The sequence below is a fragment of the Caballeronia sp. genome, assembly GCF_028292365.1.
GTDB lineage: Bacteria > Pseudomonadota > Gammaproteobacteria > Burkholderiales > Burkholderiaceae > Caballeronia.
Window position 1 is genome coordinate 1 of sequence record NZ_JAQGMM010000191.1, and the last position, 18,540, is coordinate 18,540.

General features: G+C 60.8%; 18 protein-coding genes and 2 pseudogenes. 5 read left to right on the forward strand and 15 right to left on the reverse strand.

Features of this window, described 5'->3' with window-relative positions; all coding sequences use genetic code 11:
• Together JWR14_RS11645 and JWR14_RS11650 are read left to right on the forward strand one after the other, a co-directional pair.
• Positions 1-123 (forward strand): annotated as a pseudogene (locus JWR14_RS11645) (IS6 family transposase); the annotation flags it as partial.
• Between the two features lie 185 nt (positions 124-308).
• On the forward strand, positions 309-653 hold the full coding sequence (locus JWR14_RS11650; RefSeq protein ID WP_299706207.1) for a DDE-type integrase/transposase/recombinase: 345 nt from the start codon (positions 309-311) through the stop codon (positions 651-653).
• A gap of 325 nt (positions 654-978) precedes the next feature.
• Here the strand turns inward: JWR14_RS11650 and JWR14_RS11655 are convergent, their stop codons facing one another.
• The 3 genes and pseudogenes from JWR14_RS11655 to JWR14_RS11665 all read right to left on the reverse strand — a co-directional run bounded on the left by JWR14_RS11655 (position 979) and on the right by JWR14_RS11665 (position 3,500).
• Positions 979-2,004 (reverse strand): IS110 family transposase, encoded by a 1,026-nt coding sequence (locus tag JWR14_RS11655; RefSeq protein ID WP_299706161.1) that lies wholly within the window; start codon positions 2,002-2,004, stop codon positions 979-981.
• Positions 2,005-2,401: 397 nt separating this feature from the next.
• Positions 2,402-2,485 (reverse strand): annotated as a pseudogene (locus JWR14_RS11660) (IS6 family transposase); the annotation flags it as partial.
• A 100-nt stretch (positions 2,486-2,585) separates the two neighbouring features.
• Complete coding sequence (locus JWR14_RS11665; RefSeq protein WP_299706164.1) at positions 2,586-3,500, reverse strand: LysR family transcriptional regulator; 915 nt, start codon at positions 3,498-3,500, stop codon at positions 2,586-2,588.
• 160 nt (positions 3,501-3,660) lie between these two features.
• Between JWR14_RS11665 and JWR14_RS11670 the strand changes: the two genes are divergently transcribed.
• The 3 genes from JWR14_RS11670 to JWR14_RS11680 are packed head-to-tail and all read left to right on the forward strand — an operon-like array spanning position 3,661 to position 6,483.
• Entirely contained in the window at positions 3,661-4,038 is a 378-nt protein-coding gene (locus tag JWR14_RS11670) for an SgcJ/EcaC family oxidoreductase (protein ID WP_299706167.1), read from the forward strand.
• 28 nt (positions 4,039-4,066) lie between these two features.
• Complete coding sequence (locus JWR14_RS11675) at positions 4,067-5,158, forward strand: mandelate racemase/muconate lactonizing enzyme family protein (RefSeq protein WP_299706170.1); 1,092 nt, start codon at positions 4,067-4,069, stop codon at positions 5,156-5,158.
• Positions 5,159-5,199: 41 nt separating this feature from the next.
• Positions 5,200-6,483 (forward strand): MFS transporter, encoded by a 1,284-nt coding sequence (locus JWR14_RS11680; protein ID WP_299706173.1) that lies wholly within the window; start codon positions 5,200-5,202, stop codon positions 6,481-6,483.
• 199 nt (positions 6,484-6,682) lie between these two features.
• On the opposite strand, the gene JWR14_RS11685 is transcribed toward JWR14_RS11680, so the two are convergent.
• The 12 genes from JWR14_RS11685 to JWR14_RS11735 all read right to left on the reverse strand — a co-directional run bounded on the left by JWR14_RS11685 (position 6,683) and on the right by JWR14_RS11735 (position 18,315).
• Positions 6,683-7,387, reverse strand: a complete 705-nt coding sequence (locus tag JWR14_RS11685) for an N-acyl homoserine lactonase family protein (protein ID WP_299706176.1) — start codon at positions 7,385-7,387, stop codon at positions 6,683-6,685.
• Between the two features lie 119 nt (positions 7,388-7,506).
• Complete coding sequence (locus tag JWR14_RS11690) at positions 7,507-8,274, reverse strand: SDR family oxidoreductase (RefSeq protein ID WP_299706179.1); 768 nt, start codon at positions 8,272-8,274, stop codon at positions 7,507-7,509.
• Positions 8,275-8,291: 17 nt separating this feature from the next.
• Positions 8,292-9,293 carry an NAD(P)-dependent oxidoreductase gene (locus JWR14_RS11695; RefSeq protein ID WP_299706182.1) on the reverse strand — a complete coding sequence of 334 codons (1,002 nt, stop codon included), beginning with the start codon at positions 9,291-9,293 and terminating at the stop codon, positions 8,292-8,294.
• Positions 9,290-10,195, reverse strand: coding sequence for an alpha/beta hydrolase (locus JWR14_RS11700; RefSeq protein ID WP_299706185.1), 906 nt, complete (start codon positions 10,193-10,195; stop codon positions 9,290-9,292). The genes JWR14_RS11695 and JWR14_RS11700 overlap by 4 nt, the downstream gene beginning before the upstream one ends.
• Complete coding sequence (locus JWR14_RS11705; RefSeq protein WP_299706188.1) at positions 10,196-11,008, reverse strand: TIM barrel protein; 813 nt, start codon at positions 11,006-11,008, stop codon at positions 10,196-10,198.
• A 306-nt stretch (positions 11,009-11,314) separates the two neighbouring features.
• On the reverse strand, positions 11,315-11,593 hold the full coding sequence (locus JWR14_RS38530) for an asparaginase domain-containing protein (RefSeq protein ID WP_366144521.1): 279 nt from the start codon (positions 11,591-11,593) through the stop codon (positions 11,315-11,317).
• A complete protein-coding gene (locus tag JWR14_RS38535; protein WP_366144522.1) occupies positions 11,491-11,724 on the reverse strand; it encodes an asparaginase domain-containing protein in 234 nt (77 codons plus the stop codon). The genes JWR14_RS38530 and JWR14_RS38535 overlap by 103 nt, the downstream gene beginning before the upstream one ends.
• A gap of 318 nt (positions 11,725-12,042) precedes the next feature.
• Complete coding sequence (locus tag JWR14_RS11715; protein ID WP_299706194.1) at positions 12,043-13,353, reverse strand: MFS transporter; 1,311 nt, start codon at positions 13,351-13,353, stop codon at positions 12,043-12,045.
• Between the two features lie 102 nt (positions 13,354-13,455).
• The gene (locus JWR14_RS11720; RefSeq protein ID WP_299706197.1) at positions 13,456-14,340 is read right to left on the reverse strand and encodes an alpha/beta hydrolase; all 885 of its coding nucleotides are present in this window, start codon (positions 14,338-14,340) and stop codon (positions 13,456-13,458) included.
• A 298-nt stretch (positions 14,341-14,638) separates the two neighbouring features.
• Positions 14,639-15,439 (reverse strand): enoyl-CoA hydratase, encoded by an 801-nt coding sequence (locus JWR14_RS11725; protein ID WP_299706200.1) that lies wholly within the window; start codon positions 15,437-15,439, stop codon positions 14,639-14,641.
• A 21-nt stretch (positions 15,440-15,460) separates the two neighbouring features.
• Positions 15,461-16,657 (reverse strand): CoA transferase, encoded by a 1,197-nt coding sequence (locus JWR14_RS11730; RefSeq protein ID WP_299706202.1) that lies wholly within the window; start codon positions 16,655-16,657, stop codon positions 15,461-15,463.
• A 254-nt stretch (positions 16,658-16,911) separates the two neighbouring features.
• Entirely contained in the window at positions 16,912-18,315 is a 1,404-nt protein-coding gene (locus JWR14_RS11735; protein ID WP_299706204.1) for an MFS transporter, read from the reverse strand.
• Positions 18,316-18,540 lie beyond the last annotated feature (225 nt).

Genomic DNA, 18,540 nt, shown 5'->3' on the forward strand with positions numbered 1-18,540 from the left:
CAACATTTCGCGCTCAAACGGCATCTGCTGCGCGCTTCACTCTATCGCAAACAGCTCGCTGCCCGGTTCGTCGCTTGGCGCGAATTCACTGAGCTTGCCCAAGATCCGTCTTACGCTTTCTGACGGATGCTCTTTCTGCCGCCTTTACGCTGTGGTCTCGACAACTTGACAACGGCCCCGAAGGTATTCGGCCTGGCCGCGAGTGCCGGCCCGTCCATTTCGCCGATATCGGCTGGACCGACATTGCCGCGACCACGGCGCTGGCATCGACGGTGTTTAGCGGACCTGGCTATCAGCCGACAAAGACGATCGCGTCGGTGCCGATTGCGCTGACGGGCGTGAAGTCGAAACAGATCGACGAGACCGTGACCATGGATAAAAGCGGGGCCAATCTCGCCGCCCTCCAGGCCATCAACGCTGAGCGGGAAACGCGCATCAGGGTCCGACAGGGCAAGTACCTGAATAACATCGTCGAGCAGGATCACCGGGCAATCAAACGCCGAACCAGGGCCATGATGGGCTTCAAGGATTTCCGGTGTGCGCGCATTATCCTCTCAGGTATTGAGACAATGAACATGATCAGAAAAGGCCAGATGACGGACGACGGTGTCACGCGAACAGCTGCCGCTCAGTTCTATTTCCTGATGGCATAAGGAATCCTTAGCATAGAGGAATGTTTCGCCTTGACGACCTTATCGCGACATGTATGGACCCGACGCCTTTTGCAAGCTTCTTTTTCGCGATGTCAAAACGGTCTGCACACATGTATCCGGCTTGCCGGTGGGCGATTGCCGAAGCACGCCCGCAGCCTTGATGAGATCCGCGCACCCCGTCCTTAACACAACCGCGGCTCGCCGCGAACGGCAGCCGTCGCGATAAACAGGTTTCGGAGTGGTGGTTCAACCAGTTTCATCATCGTTTTGTAGAAGCTTCGCAAACCAGTGTGGGGATAACGGGTGTCGATCCGGAGTTAGTCAGCTATGCAGCGATCCCTGGCGCAACGTAGCTTGCGTCACTGCTGAGTAATGCCTGGATCACGCGCGCGTTATGATTGGCCAGCGCAACCGCGGTGCAGTTATATCCTCTTCGCGCTATGAGCTGCTGCAGCCACACGCTGTGCACATCGGTCTTGGTCTTCACGAACCGCAGCACCGCTCGCGCGCCATGAATGAGCAAGGTGCGCAGGTAGGTGTCACCGCGCCGGCTGATGTGATACAGGCGCGACTTGCCGCCGGAAGAATACTGGCGCGGCACCAGGCCCAACCAGGCAGCCAGATGTCGGCCGTTGCGGAACTGGCGGGCGTCGCCAACTGCCGCAACGATGGCCGTCGCTGTAATCGGGCCGATGCCGGGTATCTGGGCAATCTTCCCGCAGAGCGTCGATCGCTTCATAAATGAGTGGATGGAGATCTCGATGAAGTGGATGCGTTCTTCGATAGCACGCAGGTGCACAAGGAGTTCGGTCAGCAGCGTCCGGCAAAACGAGGTGAGCTCGTCGGCGCTTGTGCGCAGCAGTTCCGGAACCGCACGCTTGAACTCTTCCGGTGACCGGGAGATCGCGAAACCGCGTTCGCCAAGAAGTCCACGCATCTGGTTGATCAGCGCGGTACGGTGGCGCAGCAGGATGGCACGCATGCGATGCGCTGCCTGGATGTCCTGCTGCTCGACCGATTTGACCGGCACGAAGCGCATGGTGGGCCGGCTCGCGGCCTCGACGATCGCCTCTGCATCGTTGCGATCGTTCTTGTTCGTCTTGACGAACGGCGCGACGTATTGGGGGCTGATTAGCCGGACTTCTGTTCCCAGTGACTGGAAACGCCGGGCCCAGTGGTGAGCCGAACTGCAGGCTTCCATGACGACCAACCTCGGCTTGAGCGTACGCACGGATTCGAACAGCGAACCGCGCGAGACCTTCGCTCGATGTAACACGCGGCCGCCACGATCGGCTCCATGGAGCTGGAAGATCTGTTTGGCGAGATCGATGCCGAGAATATCGATTTCCATGATGAACCTCCACACGTCCGGTTAACGTCTGTCAGTGTCCCCCGAAGGGAGGCGTCGGGTCCATCTCATTACAACCTTTTCATCATCGCTTGCCCGCAATGGATCTTCACCGTAATTTCACTGAGATTCGTTTAGTGAACGAAATACTCAAATCGAGGGCCGGAGATTGGGCCGCGCTGTAGATATAATTGCGACGGAGCCCGATCAGGTCGCCAATCTCTTCATACATCACTGCTACTACGCCGACGCAAAGCAGAAGCGGGCGCTACGCGCCCAGGCCTTCGAGGCGTGGGAAAGCGTGATGCGCGCTCCGATGCCGGAGCGCCTTGCCGCTTAAGTTAGCTATCCGTACGTACTGCGTGTTCGGCCGAACGTCGGCCAACAAGTTGACAGTACCCCAGCGCACGCAGATCAGGATTACGTCGAGCGGACAATGCAGGCGTTTGAGCACTCGGGCCATCGCCGTATTCAACGTCTTCACCGAGCTTTCAGTCGTTCATATCCGCACATCATGGCGGACCGCCTTACTGCAACAGAACCGATCAGCTGTGCATACGACCTGGAAACAGCACATGAGACCCTCAGGCAATGATGCGTCCGGCAGCGACTTCGTCCTGTACGACGGAGAAGAGGACTTCGGTGAATGCCTGCGCGTGGCGTGACGAAGGCCTGTCGAGGGAATGGATCAGCCGGCCTGTGATGTACGTGGTCGGTTTGAACGGCCGTACCGTCAGTCCGGCCGGAACGCCGGCGATGGTCGTGAATGCGTCCATGATAGCGATGCCCGCCCCCGCCTGGACCAGGGCGCAGGCCGTCCACGACTGGGTTACCTCCACGGCGATCGCGCGGCGGATGGAAGCCGCACGAAACGCCTCTTCGATCAGCGCGCCAATAGGTTGATGGCGGTTAAAAGAAATGAGCGGGAAGGGGGCGACCTCCTGAGGTCCCACAAACGCATGACCGGCCAGTACGTGCGTCTGCGGCAGGACGCAGACGAGTTCCGCGGTGCACAAGTGGCGAGCCAGCGTATGGGCGTCTTCGACCGGCGTCAGGACGATACCGAGATCGACACGGTGATCGGCGACGGCCTCCACGACTTCCTGGTTGAACATGGTCTGGATGATTACGTGTACACCCGGAAATTGCGCGCGAAAGGCCGCGATCGCCTGCGCCACGACCGTATTGCCCAGCACTGGCGTCGCAGCAAGCGTGACCATACCGGTTTTCAGGCTTTGCAGATCTTCGGCTAGCCGGCTGACGGCTTCCATCGCCGCGGTGGCGCGGACGATCTCCGGCAAGAGCAGGCGCGCATCAAGCGTCGGCACAAGTCTTCCGCGCTCGCGCACGAACAGCGGGAAGCCGAGACGCTCCTCGGCTTGCTGCAGCGTCTTGCTGACCGCGGGCTGCGAAATGTGCAGGCGCTCCGCAGCGGCGGTGACACTGCGGGTTTCGATCACGAACCGCAGCAGTTCCAAGGTTCGGATACTGAGATTCATAACCTATCACTCATGGAGACCTTCCTTTTTATCATTTGACGTTAAGGGCTGTGTCTCGCATTGTAAGCGGCAATGAGAAGCAACGCGGGAGGCGTTGGGAGTGACGAATAAACAGCCACTATCGGGCTCGATCACCTCTGCATCTGCAGGAGGGACGCCCATGAGCTCGGACACAGCGATCGAGGAGGGTTTGTCCCTTCTCGATGCCTGGGCCGAGGCATTCAATACCGGAGAGGCGGAACGTGCCGCCGCCATGTATGCGGAAGACGCCTTGCTGCACGGCACCTCGCAGGCCCTGTTGCGCGTCGGAATTGCGCAAATCCGCACCTACTTCCGTGGCACGTCGACCGTGGAATACGGCGAACGGCATTTCGTCCGCCTTTCCGACGACAACTTGCTGAGCGTCGGCCACTACCACTTTTCAAGGATAGAGGACGGCCGGGAGATTGTGACCGCTGCCCGTTTCACCTTCATCTTCCGGCGCAGGGAAGGCGCCTGGAAGGTACTGCATCACCACTCCTCGGCGGAACCCGGCTGAGACTTCTTTCCAGTGACATGACCATCACATGAAAATTACTGCAGTCGAAACCATTCTGCTCCAGATACCCTATGACATCGGCGGCGGCCCCATGGCGATCGCCGGACATCCCGCGACCATGCTCAACATCCTGCTGGTCCGCATTCAGACCGACGCCGGGATCACTGGCTGGGGCGAAGCCTTCGGTCATGCTGTCGCTCCTGCCACCAAGGTGGTGATCGATACCATGATCACGCCGTTGCTGATTGGCCGGGACCCGACCGATATAACCGCCCTGATGTCCGAGGTCAAACGCAACCTGCATCTGTTCGGACGCAACGGTCCGCTGGTCTACGGCATCTCCGGCGTGGACATCGCGCTTTGGGACATCGCCGGCAAGCGCGCGCGCCTGCCGCTGCACGCCATGATCGGCGGCGCCGTGCGTACGGAAGTGCCGGTCTATGCAAGCCTGCTGCGCTATGGCGAGGCAAGCGCACTGGAAAAGAACGCGCGGCTGGCGGCCGAACAGGGCTACCGCTACATCAAGCTTCACGAGGTCGACCCGGATCTTATCGAGATGTCGCGCGACGTCCTCGGCCCGGACATCGAGATGATGGTCGACACCAATTGCCCCTGGACGCCCGGCCAGGCTTTCGCGATGGCCGAGCGGCTGCGTCCGCTCAACCTCTACTGGCTGGAAGAGCCGATCTGGCCGCCGGAGGATCACGCCGCCATGGCGCGGCTGCGCGGCAAAGGCGTGCCTCTGTCGGCAGGTGAAAACGCCGGTGGTCTCCACGACTTCAGAAAGATGTTCGGACTCGAGGCGGTCGATATCGCCCAGCCGAGCGTCACCAAGATCGGCGGCATTACCGAGGTGCTGAAGATCAATGCCGTGGCCGAGAGTTTCGGAGTCCGTATCGTTCCACATTGCGCCTATTTCGGCCCCGGCTATCTCGCGTCGCTGCATATCGCCGCGTGCCTGGAGCAGGAGGCGCCGCTGGAGCGGCTGTACATGAATCTGGAAACGGCGCCGTTCAGTCCGTTCACCCTGCCGCAGCACGGGAAAACCTCCGTGCCGCAGGAACCCGGCCTGGGCTGCGATCCGGATGAGGCGCTAATTGCACGCTACAGAGTCGATTGAGCGTCACATTCAAAAGCAAGACTTGAGAGGAGAAGACACATATGAGTGCCGCCACACAAACAATCCCCCGCAAACGATGGACACGGGTTCTGCTATGCCTGCTGGGCCTGTACATCATCAACTTTATCGACCGTAACAACCTCGGCTTTGCCGTCATCGGCGGCATGAACGAGGACCTCGGCATCGGGACGGCACAAAGCGGCCTTGCCGGCGGCCTGTTCTTCCTCGGCTATACCATCCTTCAGGTGCCGAGCGGGATTCTGGTCGAGAAATTCGATGCCAACCGCCTTATCATGCTACTGTCGATTGCATGGGGCGTGGTCGCGATGGCGACCGGCTTGGTGCGTAACGGCACCGAACTGCTGATACTGCGGTTTCTGCTGGGCCTGATCGACGGCGGCGTCTGGACGATGATCCTCGTCGTTCTCGCGCGCTGGTTCCCCGAGAGCGAGCGCAGCACGTCGAACGGCGTCTGGCTGCTGTGCCTTCCGCTGTCGTTCATCGTCATGGGGCCCCTGTCGGGCGCGCTGCTCAGCCATTTCGATTGGCGCATGCTGTTCGTGCTGCAGGGCGTGCCGGCCGTCGTTCTTGGCATCGCCTACTACATGAGCGCCGCCAGCCGTCCGCAGGACGCAGCGTGGCTGTCGCGCGAGGAGCGCGACTATATTCTTGCCGGCCAGCAGAAACCCGGGAGGAGGGCTTCCGCGCAAGACTACAAGAATGCGATCCTGAATCCGCAGGTGCTATTGATGAGCGCGGTTTACGGCTTCTGGCTGATCGGCGCGACAGGTCTGTTCATGTGGATTCCGGCGATCATCAAGACGCTGTCGGGGGCCGGCGTGACCTATACCAGTTACGTCTCGACGCTTCCCTATATCACGGCAATGGTCGGACTGCTGGTCGCGGGCCGGATCTCCGACAAGACAATGTACAAGAACCGCGTCGTCGCCATCGTGCTGCTCGGGCTCGGCGTCTTCCTGCTGCTGTCGGTGCTGGTGCACAACTACATACTTTCGCTCGCGTTCCTGGTTCTCAGCGGGACCTTCCTCTTTGCAGCGCACGCGCCCTTCTGGGCCATTGCCGCGGAAAACTTCCCGCCGCAGTTGCGCGGCAGCGCGATGGGCATGATCTCTTTGCTGGGCAATCTCGGTGCCTTCGTCGGGCCTTATACGGTCGGCTACATCAACGAGAAGACCGGGTCCTTCTCGAGCGGCATGCTTCTCCTGGTGGCTAGCCTTGGCATCGCCGCGGTCCTGGCGACCCGGATTCGCGTGGTCGGGAAACGGAAGGGGGTTGAGGCGCAATGGTACGGAAAAGCGGGTTAAGCATGAGCGCTCGCCGTGTGAGGCAGGAATTCGGGTAGCTCGGACGGGGTTTGCCAGGCTGACCTGGTCCGACGTCAGGATTGGACGCAGCTGCGAGCGGTAGTCGAGGCGATGGCGACCGCTTTATGACCGGCCGTCACACCTGCCTTCGTGCCGTCTCGCTCACAGCTTGTTGACAATGCCGTGGTGCGACATGCGCTCACGTATAACGATGCGGTGCTGGCCGCCATTTCTTCCAGAAATCGGGATCGTGGCAGATCACTAATTCGCCACCGAAAAAATCAGTGAGCAGACGCAGCCGCGCGATCGACGCGATAGCTTGCTCGGTCGTGTGCGCATTGCCCGGCGGCGTATCGGGATCGAGGTTGGCCGGGCAGAACACTGCGTCGCCGGTCATGATCATGATCGCGCCCGACGGCAGGCTCAGCATCAGCGATTGGTGCCCCGGCGTGTGGCCCGGCGTAGTTAGCACCGCGACACCAGCCTTGATCATGTGATCGCCGCACAGTTGTTCGTACTTGATGCCGCAATCGAAGTAGGCGCGCTCATACGGCCGCGAGACGAAGCTGTCGGGTTGGTACGCGAAGCGATATTCGTTACGCTGCACCAGAAAGCGCTCGTGCGGAAACAATAGATTGCCGCCTGAGTGGTCCCAGTGGAAATGACTGTTGATAACCATCTTCACATCTTCCGGCGTACGGCCCAAATCCGCCAGCCGTGCACGAATGTCGTCTTGCCGGTCATAGCGCGCGATCATTTCAGAGAAGCGCTTCATCGACACGCAGCCGTCGGCATTGTCCTGCTCGCAATCATGCGGCAGGAGACCGGTGTCAAACAGGATATGCTCGCCGTCGGCCATTTCAATGAACGCGCCGGTTACCGGAATTTCCACCCTCGTGCCCATGCCGCGCCGCATCGTCAACGTCTAATGGAGCGGAGGTGGCCGGCTATATGATTATCAGAACCGGTATAATGCAGCACACGATATTCCTGACACCTCCGAGCGCCAAGATCGACTATGGATCACCGCCAACGCACGCTCTGCCCGCCATCCACGGTCAAGACCGTCCCTGTCGTGAAACTCGACGCCGACGACGTAAGATATAAAACCGCTCCCGCCATCTCCTCCGCCTCGCCGACACGCCCCAGCGGAACCTGATCCGCAACCACGGGCATCGCCCCCGAAGCACTCGCCGCGCTGGTGAACGGCGTCCTGGTAGGCCCAGGTGCCACGGCGTTCACCCGAATTCCATATTCGGCCCAATCCACCGCCATGACGCGCGTCATCTGCGTCAAGGCTGCCTTGCTCCCGCAGTACGCCACGCGGTAAGGACTCGTCACTTCCGCCATCTGCGAGGTGATATTCACGATGGACCCGCTACCTTGCGCACGCATGATTTCCGCGGCTGCCTGGCACAAAAGCAATGGCACCGTGCAATTGATTTGCATGACGCGCTCGATATCCTCCAGCGTATGGTCCAGAACGCGCTTGTGCACCCGGACCCCCGCGTTGTTCACGAGGATATCGACCGTCCCCAACTGCCGGGCGACCTCTTGCACCAGGAGAGGAATGCTCTTCACGTCCCCCAGATCGCGTACGAAGGTCAGGGGCATGCCGCCGGCCTCCATGATCTCGCGCGCCACGTCCGCAAGCGCTGTCGCGTTGATGTCCACCAGCGCCAGCTTGGCGCCGGCACCGGCCAGCCCCAGCGCGATCGCGCGACCTATCCCCTGGCCCGCGCCGGTGACTATCGCGACCTTCCCATCCACGCGAAAATTCGGTGCATGCATGTTTCGTTGATCCATGATTAGGACTTGCGTTGGGGTTCGAATCGCGACGCGGATTCCCTGCGCCAGGCCAGGTAGTTGTCGAATGCGCGCGCCTCGTCAAAGCGTGGCTTATAGTCCGTATCAGCCTGCAGCCTGGCGATAGAGAAGGGAGGCCGCGGAACTGGAATCTGCCGGCCGACGTTCGCATCGGCGACATCCTTCACGATCTTGTAGCTGAAGGCGGGGTAGGCCGCACGCAGCCGTTCACACCAGCCTGGCGCGGACCAGCGCCGGCCGGTTGCGATCTGGTACACGGGGCGCAGCGTGGAGCGCGTTCGCAACAAGCGGCCGACCGCATCGGCGACATCCGAGGCATACACCCAATCGTTCGGGATCTGGTCGCAGAACGCCGCATGCCCACCCGATTCCGCGAGCACCGCCAGGGCGAGCGGAATGCTCAAGGTGTCGCGGACCGAGGTGTCATACTCCCAGCGGCCGAAGGCAACCCCGACGCGGCCGACAACGACGTCGAGGCCCCGTGTCGCGCGGTATCGCATTGCGGTTCGCTCCGCAGCGTATTTGGTAATGCCGTAGAGCGAATCGGGTTGGGGCACATCCGTCTCTTCGTCCAGCAGCCCACCCTGCTTGACGCTGGCGCCAAACACCGAACCGGTACCGAGCTGGACGATGCGGCGCACGCCTTGCTGCAACGCCGCCTCCAGCAATTCGATGGTGCCGCCCAGGTTCACCGCCGCGATCAGGGACGCCTGGGTCGCCTCCCGCGCCAGACTGGCCGTAATGGCTGCGCCGTGGACAACGGCGTCGACCTCGTGCTGCCGCATGGTCTCGCGCAACAGCGCGCCGTCGCGGATGTCGCCCACCTGCACGGACAGCCTGCTGGACAGCTTGTCGAAAACGCTCAGGGCCATTGCAGGAGGCGCCTCGAGTCCGTATAGCACGACCGATTCGCCGGCACCGAGCAGGTGCTCGGCGATGTTCAGCCCGACGAATCCTGCGCCGCCCGTGATCAGTACCGTCATTGCCGCGCTCCCGAAGCTTGGGACGACATGCCGGTGATGCTGTCGCCACCCGCATCCCATTCATGTCGCGGCCAGCGGCCGCTATCGGCATGCGCCAGGAAGTCGTTCAAGACGCGATCGAACTCCTCGGCCGCTTCTAGATTGATGGTGTGCCCGCAGTTCGGGATCACACTTAACGCGGCGGTGGGTATCGTCGCATTGAGCATCAAGCCTGGCGCCAGGCAGGGACGGTCCTCGTCGCCGACCATGACGAGGGTTGGCACGTTCAGGTTCTTGAGCGCGTCGGTCAGCGAGTACAGCGAGGGCCGGTCGCGTTGCACGCCCAGCTGGGTATTCGCCGATCCGAGAGCGGAGTGCCGGGCCAGGTTGCGCTTGAATTCCTCGAATCCGCGCGGGTCTGAATTCTTGAAGGGCAACCTTGTGGGGCCGAGGGCGTATTTTTCGGCGAAGGCTTCCATGCCTTGTTGAAGCAGGAAAGCGGCGGCGATTTCCGATTCATGCCGGAACAGGGGTTGATGTTCCGGCTCCGCGCCGTAGCCCGCTCCCGCCACGCAAAGCGACCGCGCCCGTTCCGGATGATGCAGGCCCAGGTGGAGTGCGGCGAAGCCACCCATAGACAAGCCGACGATGTGCGCGCGTTCGATGCCAGCGCTGTCCATCACGGCAACGATGTCCTTGTATGCGCGTGTCTGAGAGTACGCCGCGACGTCGGTCGGAACGGAGGAGGGCGGGTAGCCACGGGCATTGAACGTTATGCAACGATAGCGTTTGCCGAAGTGACGGACCTGGTATTCCCAACTGCCCATGTCCCCCGCAAATTCGTGGACAAATACGATAGGCACGCCCTGTCCTGTCTCTTCGTAGTACAGGTCCACGCCATCGTCGGTTCGTGCGGTTGCCATTCAATTCTCCAAAAAGTCTGCCAGCGCCGCGGCACTGGACGTCAAAATGTTTACGGGATCGCGACCCGGAAGCTGATCGATGAACAGCTCCAGCTCGATCGGGATGCCGGGGAAGGCCTGGCGCGTTGCATGGACATACTCGCTCCAGGAAATGAAGCCCTCGCCCAGGGGCACCCGGCGCGGAACGGTTTCCCCCTCCGGAATTCCCACATCGCAAATCTGCAGCAGGCCGAGCGGGAGCAGGTCGCCGTGCAACAGCCGGTCCAGGTCCGGATCCCACCACAGGTGATACAGGTCGGCATTCAGCGTAAGTTCGGGCAAGGCATCGAACAGGGGCCGAATCTGGGAAATGCTGTTGAAGCAGCTCTTGGTGCGTGCGTTCAAATGATGCAGCGGCTCCAGCATCAGTTGAACACCCGCCTCAGCGGCTTCGCGGGCAAACGCTCTTAGCCGGGTGGCCGCTAGGTCGCGCGCCGCGCTCAGAGACAGGGTGGCGCTCCCCCCGACGATGACATTCAGCCTCGCATGTTCCAGTTCGCGTGCCTGCTGGAGAAACCAGCGGTTGCGCTTGTCCTGCTGTATGGCGGCCTCGCCCTCTTGAAGGAAGAAGCCGGCCGAATTCACGGAGGTCAAGGCCAGGTTGTGCGCCGCGAGTTCGCGCGCGATGTCCGCCGCGGGAAGGGCTTCGAGGCATTGCTGCGTCACGCCCACACCCTGGAATCCGAAGCGGGCGACCATGTCGAGGAAATCCGCCGGGGACATGCCCGGTGGACACAGGTATTGATTCACTGAAAAGGGGTGTTTGTGCCGCATGCCGCTATCCTGCTTTCAATTAGTGGCGAACATACGATCGAGTTGCTCGATCTGGTTCGTTTGCGTCAGCGCGAGGGAGAGCAATACGCGCCCCTTCTGCGATTCAGGGTGTCCGCGGCGACCAGGCCCATCGCCTTGAGCTTGGTGTCCTGCATCGCCTGCCCCCGAGCCACCCGCGTGGACAGGGCGATCGACGCGCCAGCTTCCCTTGCTTTTCGGCATGCCGCCGCTTGGGCGCCGAAAGCCGGCCGCCAGGAAACGAGGCGATCACGATGCCCTGGGCGCGCGCCGCGGTCAGGGCGCGGATCACGGTGCCGTCGTCTCCCGCGTACGCATACGCGATGTCCACACGGGGAAGCTGCTCCAGGTTGCGGATATCGAATTCACTTTCGGTGCCGCTGCGGCGCAGCGGGCGGCGATAGTAGTGGACTTCGCCGCCATCGAGCAGCCCGAGCGAGCCGAAGGTGGGGACTGGAATGCGTTCAGGCGCGAGGTCGACGTCTTCGTGACTTCGCGTGCCGCATGGATCTCGTCGTCCAGGCATGCGAGTACCCCCATGGCCCAGGATTGGGCGTCGCTCGCCACCCGCAATGCATTGAGCAGAGGTTCATCGGCCCGTCGGAAGACAACGCGCTGAGCGGGCGCTGCGAGCCCTCCATTTCCACGGGCACGTGTACCTTGAGAGTCAGGTGCAGCATGTACGCGGTTTCTTCCATGGCCGCGGTTCCATGCAGGATGACAGATGGCCGCCAAGTCCGGGTGCCCAGCGACCACCGGGTCGATCGCCAGGGCCATCGCCTTCCGTTCGTCCAATGCGATCGACGTCGACGATACCGCGCGGAACCTGACCGGCAGCACCTCAGCGACCTCGTGCACCCGTGGCGCGGCACGGATCAAGTCCTCGACGTGCAGTGTCGTGCCGTCGACCATGCAATTCACCAGGTCCAGCGGCCCGAGGTTGCTTCGAGTGCTGATCGTTCCTCCAGCGCCCCTGACCGCGACCTTGGGCAGGCCGCGCCCGGTAATACCCTCACTCATGCCCGCTCCACATTCAGTTGCCGGTCCGAAACCGGTCGACGTTCCAGGATCATGATGACCACCACGGCGAGCATCGATGCCGCGCCGAAGACAATGAACGACGAGCCCAGGCCGCCAACGGGATTGAGCCAGCCGGCGATCATGGGGCCGACGATGGCGCCGATGCGCCCGATCCCGGTAACCAGGCCCATGCCCGTACCGCGTATGCCGGTCGCGAACTGGGCGGGGGTGTAGGAGTACGCGGAGATCGTGGTCAACCCGTAACCGGCCGCGGCGAACCAGCCGAAGATCACCATGAAGACAATATTGGACGACAGGCCAAAGAGTACGAGCGCCAGCCCGAATTCGAGGAAGGAAAGTATCAGGAAAAGGCGCGGGTTGAGCTTGGAGGCGCCGAAAGCCGCGGCCAGGTAGCCCACGATCATCCCCGAGAACAGGATCGAGGTCAGGATGTAGCTGGAGGAGATGTTCGAATCCGCCTGCATGATGGCCGTCGGAGTCCAGCTGGCAAATCCATATTGGCAGAAGAAGGTCAGCAGCCACAGCGGGATCAAAAGCGCCGTGCGCGCCGACATGATCTTCTGGATCTTCGGGACTTGGGTCACGGTCGCGGCGTCGGCCGCATCGTCCGCCTTCTCCGACGTGCCGGCTTCGATGGTGGCCAATGCGGCTTCCGCCTCCTTGAACTTGCCCATGCGCGCCAGGAAGATGGGCGACTCCGGCAGCGCCCGACGCGTCCAGATGGCAAACAGGACCGGAATGACCAACGACCAAAAGAGGCCGCGCCATCCGAGCGCCGGGACAACGAACAGCCCTATCAACGGTATGAGCGCGAAAGCATAGGCGAAGAATGCCGAGGTCAGCCCCACCAGCCTGTCGCGATAGCGGCGTGGACTCAGTTCATTCAGGTAGGTCCCGATAATCGGGAACTCGCCGCCCATGCCCACGCCCTGGACGAAGCGCATGGCGATGAGTGCCCAGTAGCTGTGCGAGAATCCAGCGCCCACCGCGGCCGCGCTGAACAGCACGATGTTCGCGATAAGCAGCGTGCGGCGGCCAAGGATGTCGGCGAGCCTGCCGGTTAGGATCGAGCCGACCATGAAGCCCAGGAAGGTGGCGCTGGCTATGCTACCGCCCTCGGCGCGGGACAGACCCAGGTCAGATAGAATCAGCGGCAAAACAAGTCCGAGAGCCGCGATATTCATCGCATCGGCCATCCAGCCCAGGCCACCCGCCACCCACAACTTGTTGAAGAAAGGCCCCCAGCCGCGTCGGTCGATGCGCCTGCGTATGTCTAATTCATTCATTGTTAACCCTGTCTAATTTTTGGAGGAGGACTTGAAAACGGCGTACGATCTCTTTCGAACTCCTCATGGACCGGTCTTGGCGCCCACGAAGCCACGCCCCCCTCACAACACCATACCGGTAATGGTGTCGCTTCGATTCGTGGATCGCCGCACAGGCCAACGGCCGCTCTCTGCCTGAACGATAAATTCGCCCACGATGCGATTGAACTCGTCGGCGGCTTCCAGGTTGATGGTATGCCCGCAGTTTGGAACAACGCTCAAGGCAGCTGACGGAATCGCAGCCTTTAACATTAGACCGGGCTCAAGACAGGACGTATCCACGTCACCGTTCAATATCAACGTCGGGACGGTCAACTTGGACAAGTCATCTTTCAAGTCATACAGAGACGGCCGAAGTCTTTGCACGCCCAACTGCGTGTTGGCCAATCCCAAGGCCGAATGCTCCGCCAATTGCTGTTGAAATTCTGCGAAGCCGCGTGGGTCGCTAGCCTTGAAGGGTAGACGCGCCGGCCCAACAGAGTATTTGGCAGCAAAAGCCTCCATGCTGTTGGCGGAAAGGAACGCGGCGGTTGTCTCGGATTCCTTCTGAAAAAGCGTTTTACGCCCGGGCTCTGCCCCGTAGCCAGCCCCGGCGACGCATAGTGACATGGCGCGATCTGGGTAGGACAGGCCGAGATGCAGTACTGCGAAGCCGCCCATCGAGAGACCAACGATGTGCGCACGGTCGATCCCGGCGTGATCCATTACAGCAATAACATCCTCGACCGCGCGCGCCTGCGAATACATGTTTGGATCGGCGGGTACATCAGACGGCGGATAGCCGCGCGCATTAAACGTAACGCATGAGTACCACCGCCCGAAGTGGCGGACTTGACCTTCCCAACTGCGCATGTCACCCGCGAATTCGTGCACGAAGATGATAGGGGTTCCGCTTCCGGTTATTTCGTAATGCAGGTTGACTCCGTCATCCGTCTTTGCGATAGACATATTTTCTCCTTTCCAATAAAACTGCCATCTCTCTGAGTGAAGGCGGTGAACGCATGTTCCGGTGTAAGTCACGCGTACGCGATTCGATGATGCTCGCCTCCGACGAGGCGCGTGTTCATACAGGGAGCTGCGTGAATAGGCGATGGGTCATGCGGGGCGCTCCGCGCGAACAAAATTCGTCTACTGAGATCGGTTCAGGAGTGGAGCGCGAGGTTGCATAGATTTCAGGTATAGGTATGTCGGCGGTCCAGGGTCCGCGCTGGCCGATATCTCAGGTAGCGTTGGTCCGGCTGGTTGCCTAGCGCGCCCGAAATTGAGGTTTGCGCTTTTCTCTGAATGCTGCCTGTCCCTCCCGGTAATCCTCACTGTCGAAGCAGGCGCGCACAGCGTCGTCGACGGATTGCTCCGAAACACCTGGATCGCCATCGAGATGTCGAAGCGCCAACCTAGCAGCTCGGAGAGTCAAGGGCGCATTGGAGGCAACGGTATCGACGCGTTCGGCACTTTTGGCAGCGAACTCGGTGTCTTTGAAGACTTCATGTACTAGCCCGATGCGTCCAGCGTCCAGGCCGTCGAACATGCGCGCGGTCAAAAATAGGTCAGTCGTCCGAGCCGCCCCTAGGATCTCGCGCATGCGGCGAACGCCCACGAGTGAGTAACCTAGCCCTAAGCGCCCGGCGGGCATTCTGAAACGGGCGCTTTCACTGCAGTATCGGAGATCGCACGCAAGCGCCAGTCCGAGTCCCCCTCCCATACAGACGCCCCGAACGAGGGCGATGGTGGGAATGGAGCTTGTAGACAGCGCCTGCTGGGCGTTGGCGACAGCCTTGTCATAGCGCGCTATACCGTTCGTGTCGCTGCGACGCTCCGCGAACTCCGAGATATCCGCCCCGGAGACGAAGGCTCGATCGCCTTTGCCTTCGAGGACGATGGCGCGCAGGTCCGTTCTGGACTGCGCGCTTTGAACCGCGTCGGCCATCGCCTCCCACATGGAAAGGGACATGGCATTGAAGCGCGCCGGGTTATCGATGCCTATGTGTAGTGTGGTGCCAGAATCGCTTATCGCGAGTCGCCCGGCAGAGGTCGTGTTTGTAGTCATGCTAGTCTCGCCTCTGGTTGCTTAAACAACACCGGCATCATGAAGGTGCGCGATTTCCGTTTCGTCGCAGCCCACCTCACGCAAAAGCTCGTCAGTGTGCTCGCCCCAGCCTGGTGCAGTGCGGGCGATGTCTGCAGGGGTGCGTCCGAGCGTGATAGGTTGAGTGACTATCGTTCGTTGACCGCCTTGCCACGCGTCGCAGGTGCGCGCGACGCCCAGGTGACGGACCTGTTCGTCTTCAAACATCTCCGCGACGTTGTAGACGGGGCCGGCGGGTACGCCGGCGGCGTTCAGAAGCTCAACCCAGTGCCCGACCGGCTTGGTCTCAAACTTTGACTGCAGCAGTTGGGTAAGCCGCTCACGATGGATAACTCGAAGCTTCTCAGTTTCGAAGTCAGGGTCCTTGAGCCACTGTGCCACGTCGAGTGCTTCACAAAGCCGCTTCCAGTTGCCCTCTCCGGATGCGCCAAGATTGAACATGCCGTTGCTGGCTTTGAAGAGGCCCATGGGACTGCTGGTCGGGTGGTCATTTCCTTCCTGCCGAGGAAAGTCGCCATCATTCAAATAGCGAGCCGCCTGGAAGTCCATCATGGCGATCTGCGAGTGGAGCAGCGATGCATGGACCCACTGGCCCACGCCTGATACTTCGCGCTCAAGCAAAGCTGTCAAAATTCCGATTGCCGCGTATAGGCCTGTGCTCGAGTCGGCCACGGCTAAACCTGCCCGCAGCGGGCCTTGCCCGGGCTTGCCCGTCACCGACATGAGCCCGCCCATGCCCTGAATGATCTGATCGAACCCTGGTCGCTTCGCGTAAGGCCCAGTCTGCCCAAAGCCCGAGATACTCGCGAGGATGATGCGCGGGTTGATCTCACGCAACGATTCATAATCGACGCCCAGACGGTTTTTTACGTCGGGCCGCCAGTTTTCCACGACGACGTCGGCGTTCTCGACCAGCCGCTTGAAGACCCGAAGCCCTTCGGGCTTCTTCAGATTGAGCGTGAGCGAACGCTTGTTGCGATTCAGGTTTTGAAAATCACCTCCCCAACGGTCTGCCGCAAACATCGCCTCGTTAGGATCGACGCCGGGTGGTGGTTCGATACGGATAACGTCCGCACCAAAGTCGGCGAGTATACGGACGCATGTGGGGCCCGCTCGCACGCGAGAGAGGTCGAGGACTCGGAACCGGCGAAGTGCCGCAGATGCATTGATAGTCGGCATGACTGTATTAACCTTGCAAAAAGGGGTGAGAGAGGGTCTTTGTGTACCAGGCCCGGGTGTGTTACGCCCGGGTCTCTCTATGCGTGAACATCGCGGGGATCGAGGTCGTGGCCGGGACATCGGTGGCGTGGGTAGTTTGCGCGCGGAGTTCCAGGGCTTGCGCCCGGTCCAGCGACGATGCGACAGCCCGTTCCACGCGATCACCCTCGCCCCCCAATGTCGGTCATCCAGATTCCCGTAGCTTGAGGCATACCTCATCCGTTATCGGATATTGGGTTCGTGAGGCGTGGCGGGCGTTCTGCGGCGTAGAGCGCAGGCCCTACCCCCGATGGGGGAACGGTCCTCCCGGCGTCGAGATCCTGGCCGCGGCCCTCCTTGGCGAACGAGATGGCAATCAGGGAAATGATGCCGCAGAGACCTACGAAAAGGGCGATCGGGAAATAGGAACCGTTGAAGGCAACCAGGAGCGCGGTAGCGATAAGTGGCAGTGGACCGCCAACCAGTGCGGTTCCGAGCTGGTAACCCAGCGAGATACCTGTGTATCGAACTTCCGGCGGGAAATTCTCGGCAAACAACGGACCCATTACAGCACCGACCATGGGATAGATGACAGCGAAGCCCACGACGACGGCCAGGTACAGCAACACGACCGATCCTTGATGAACGAGCCAGAAGAAAGGTAGAACGAAGACCATACTAGCGAGGGCGCCGATAATATAAGTCTTTTTCCGCCCGATTCGGTCGGAGATCCACGCGCTGAAGAGGACCATCGGAGCAGATAAGAGCGAGGCAACCAACACCGCATTTAGCGTATCGGTCCGCTTGAAGCCGAGGCCGATGGTATAGGAAATCGAAAATACTGCGAAGGTATAGAAGACCGAGGTTTCGATGAACTTCGCGCCGATGGTCATCAGCACTGCTCGCCAGTGGAACTTGACGGTTTCCAGCAGCGGCGCCTTGCTCGCGCTCTCGTTCGCAAGGACCTTCTTGAAGGACGGAGTCTCATCGACCGTGCTGCGAATCCAAAAAGCGATGATGACCAGGACGAAGGAAAGAACGAACGGAATCCGCCAGCCGACCCTGAGGAAATCCTCTTTCGAGAAGATCGCGCTCGCCCCCGATGCTGCCAACGAACCAAGAGCCAGGCCCAGCATGGTTCCGACCTGCGGGACCGCGCCGAAAAGGCCTCGGTATTTCTTGGGCGCGTACTCCACCGCCAGCAGGACGCCTCCGCCCCATTCACCCCCGAGCGCGACTCCCTGAATGACGCGCAGTACTGTCAAAAGGATAGGAGCCCAGACTCCGATGGCGTTGTAATCGGGCAAAAGACCCATAGCCATAGTGCTGCCGCCCATGAGCGAGAGCGTCATGACTAGCGTTTTCTTGCGGCCGATCCTGTCACCGATATGACTGAAGAAGATGCCGCCGATTGGGCGCATCGCGAACGCCAGCGCAAATGACGCGAACGAGAGCATCAATGCGACCGACGGATCGCGGGCGGGGAAGAACAAGGGACCGAAAACGATCGCCGCCATGGTTCCGTAAAGGATGAAGTCGTACCATTCGATGGTGCTACCGATCCCGCTAGCCAATAGCGCGCGCACTCGCGTGCCGCGATCAATTGTCTCGACATCTTTGATATCGGTTGGGTAAGTCACCGGAATCCCTTTTTTGCCGCGAGTTATAGTGAATGCGTGACAGCCGTTTCGCTAATATGCGCATGGCTCGTAGTGTGTCCACTGCGACGATTGCGGATAACGACGAAGCGATACAAGCGCGACTTCAAGGAACCACAAGAGCCGTTTGATCAAAGTGCGTCGATCTTTCAAAGAAAGAAGACTCGGTGTCTCGCGCCAACGAAAGCAGCATGGTCTCTGTGCCTG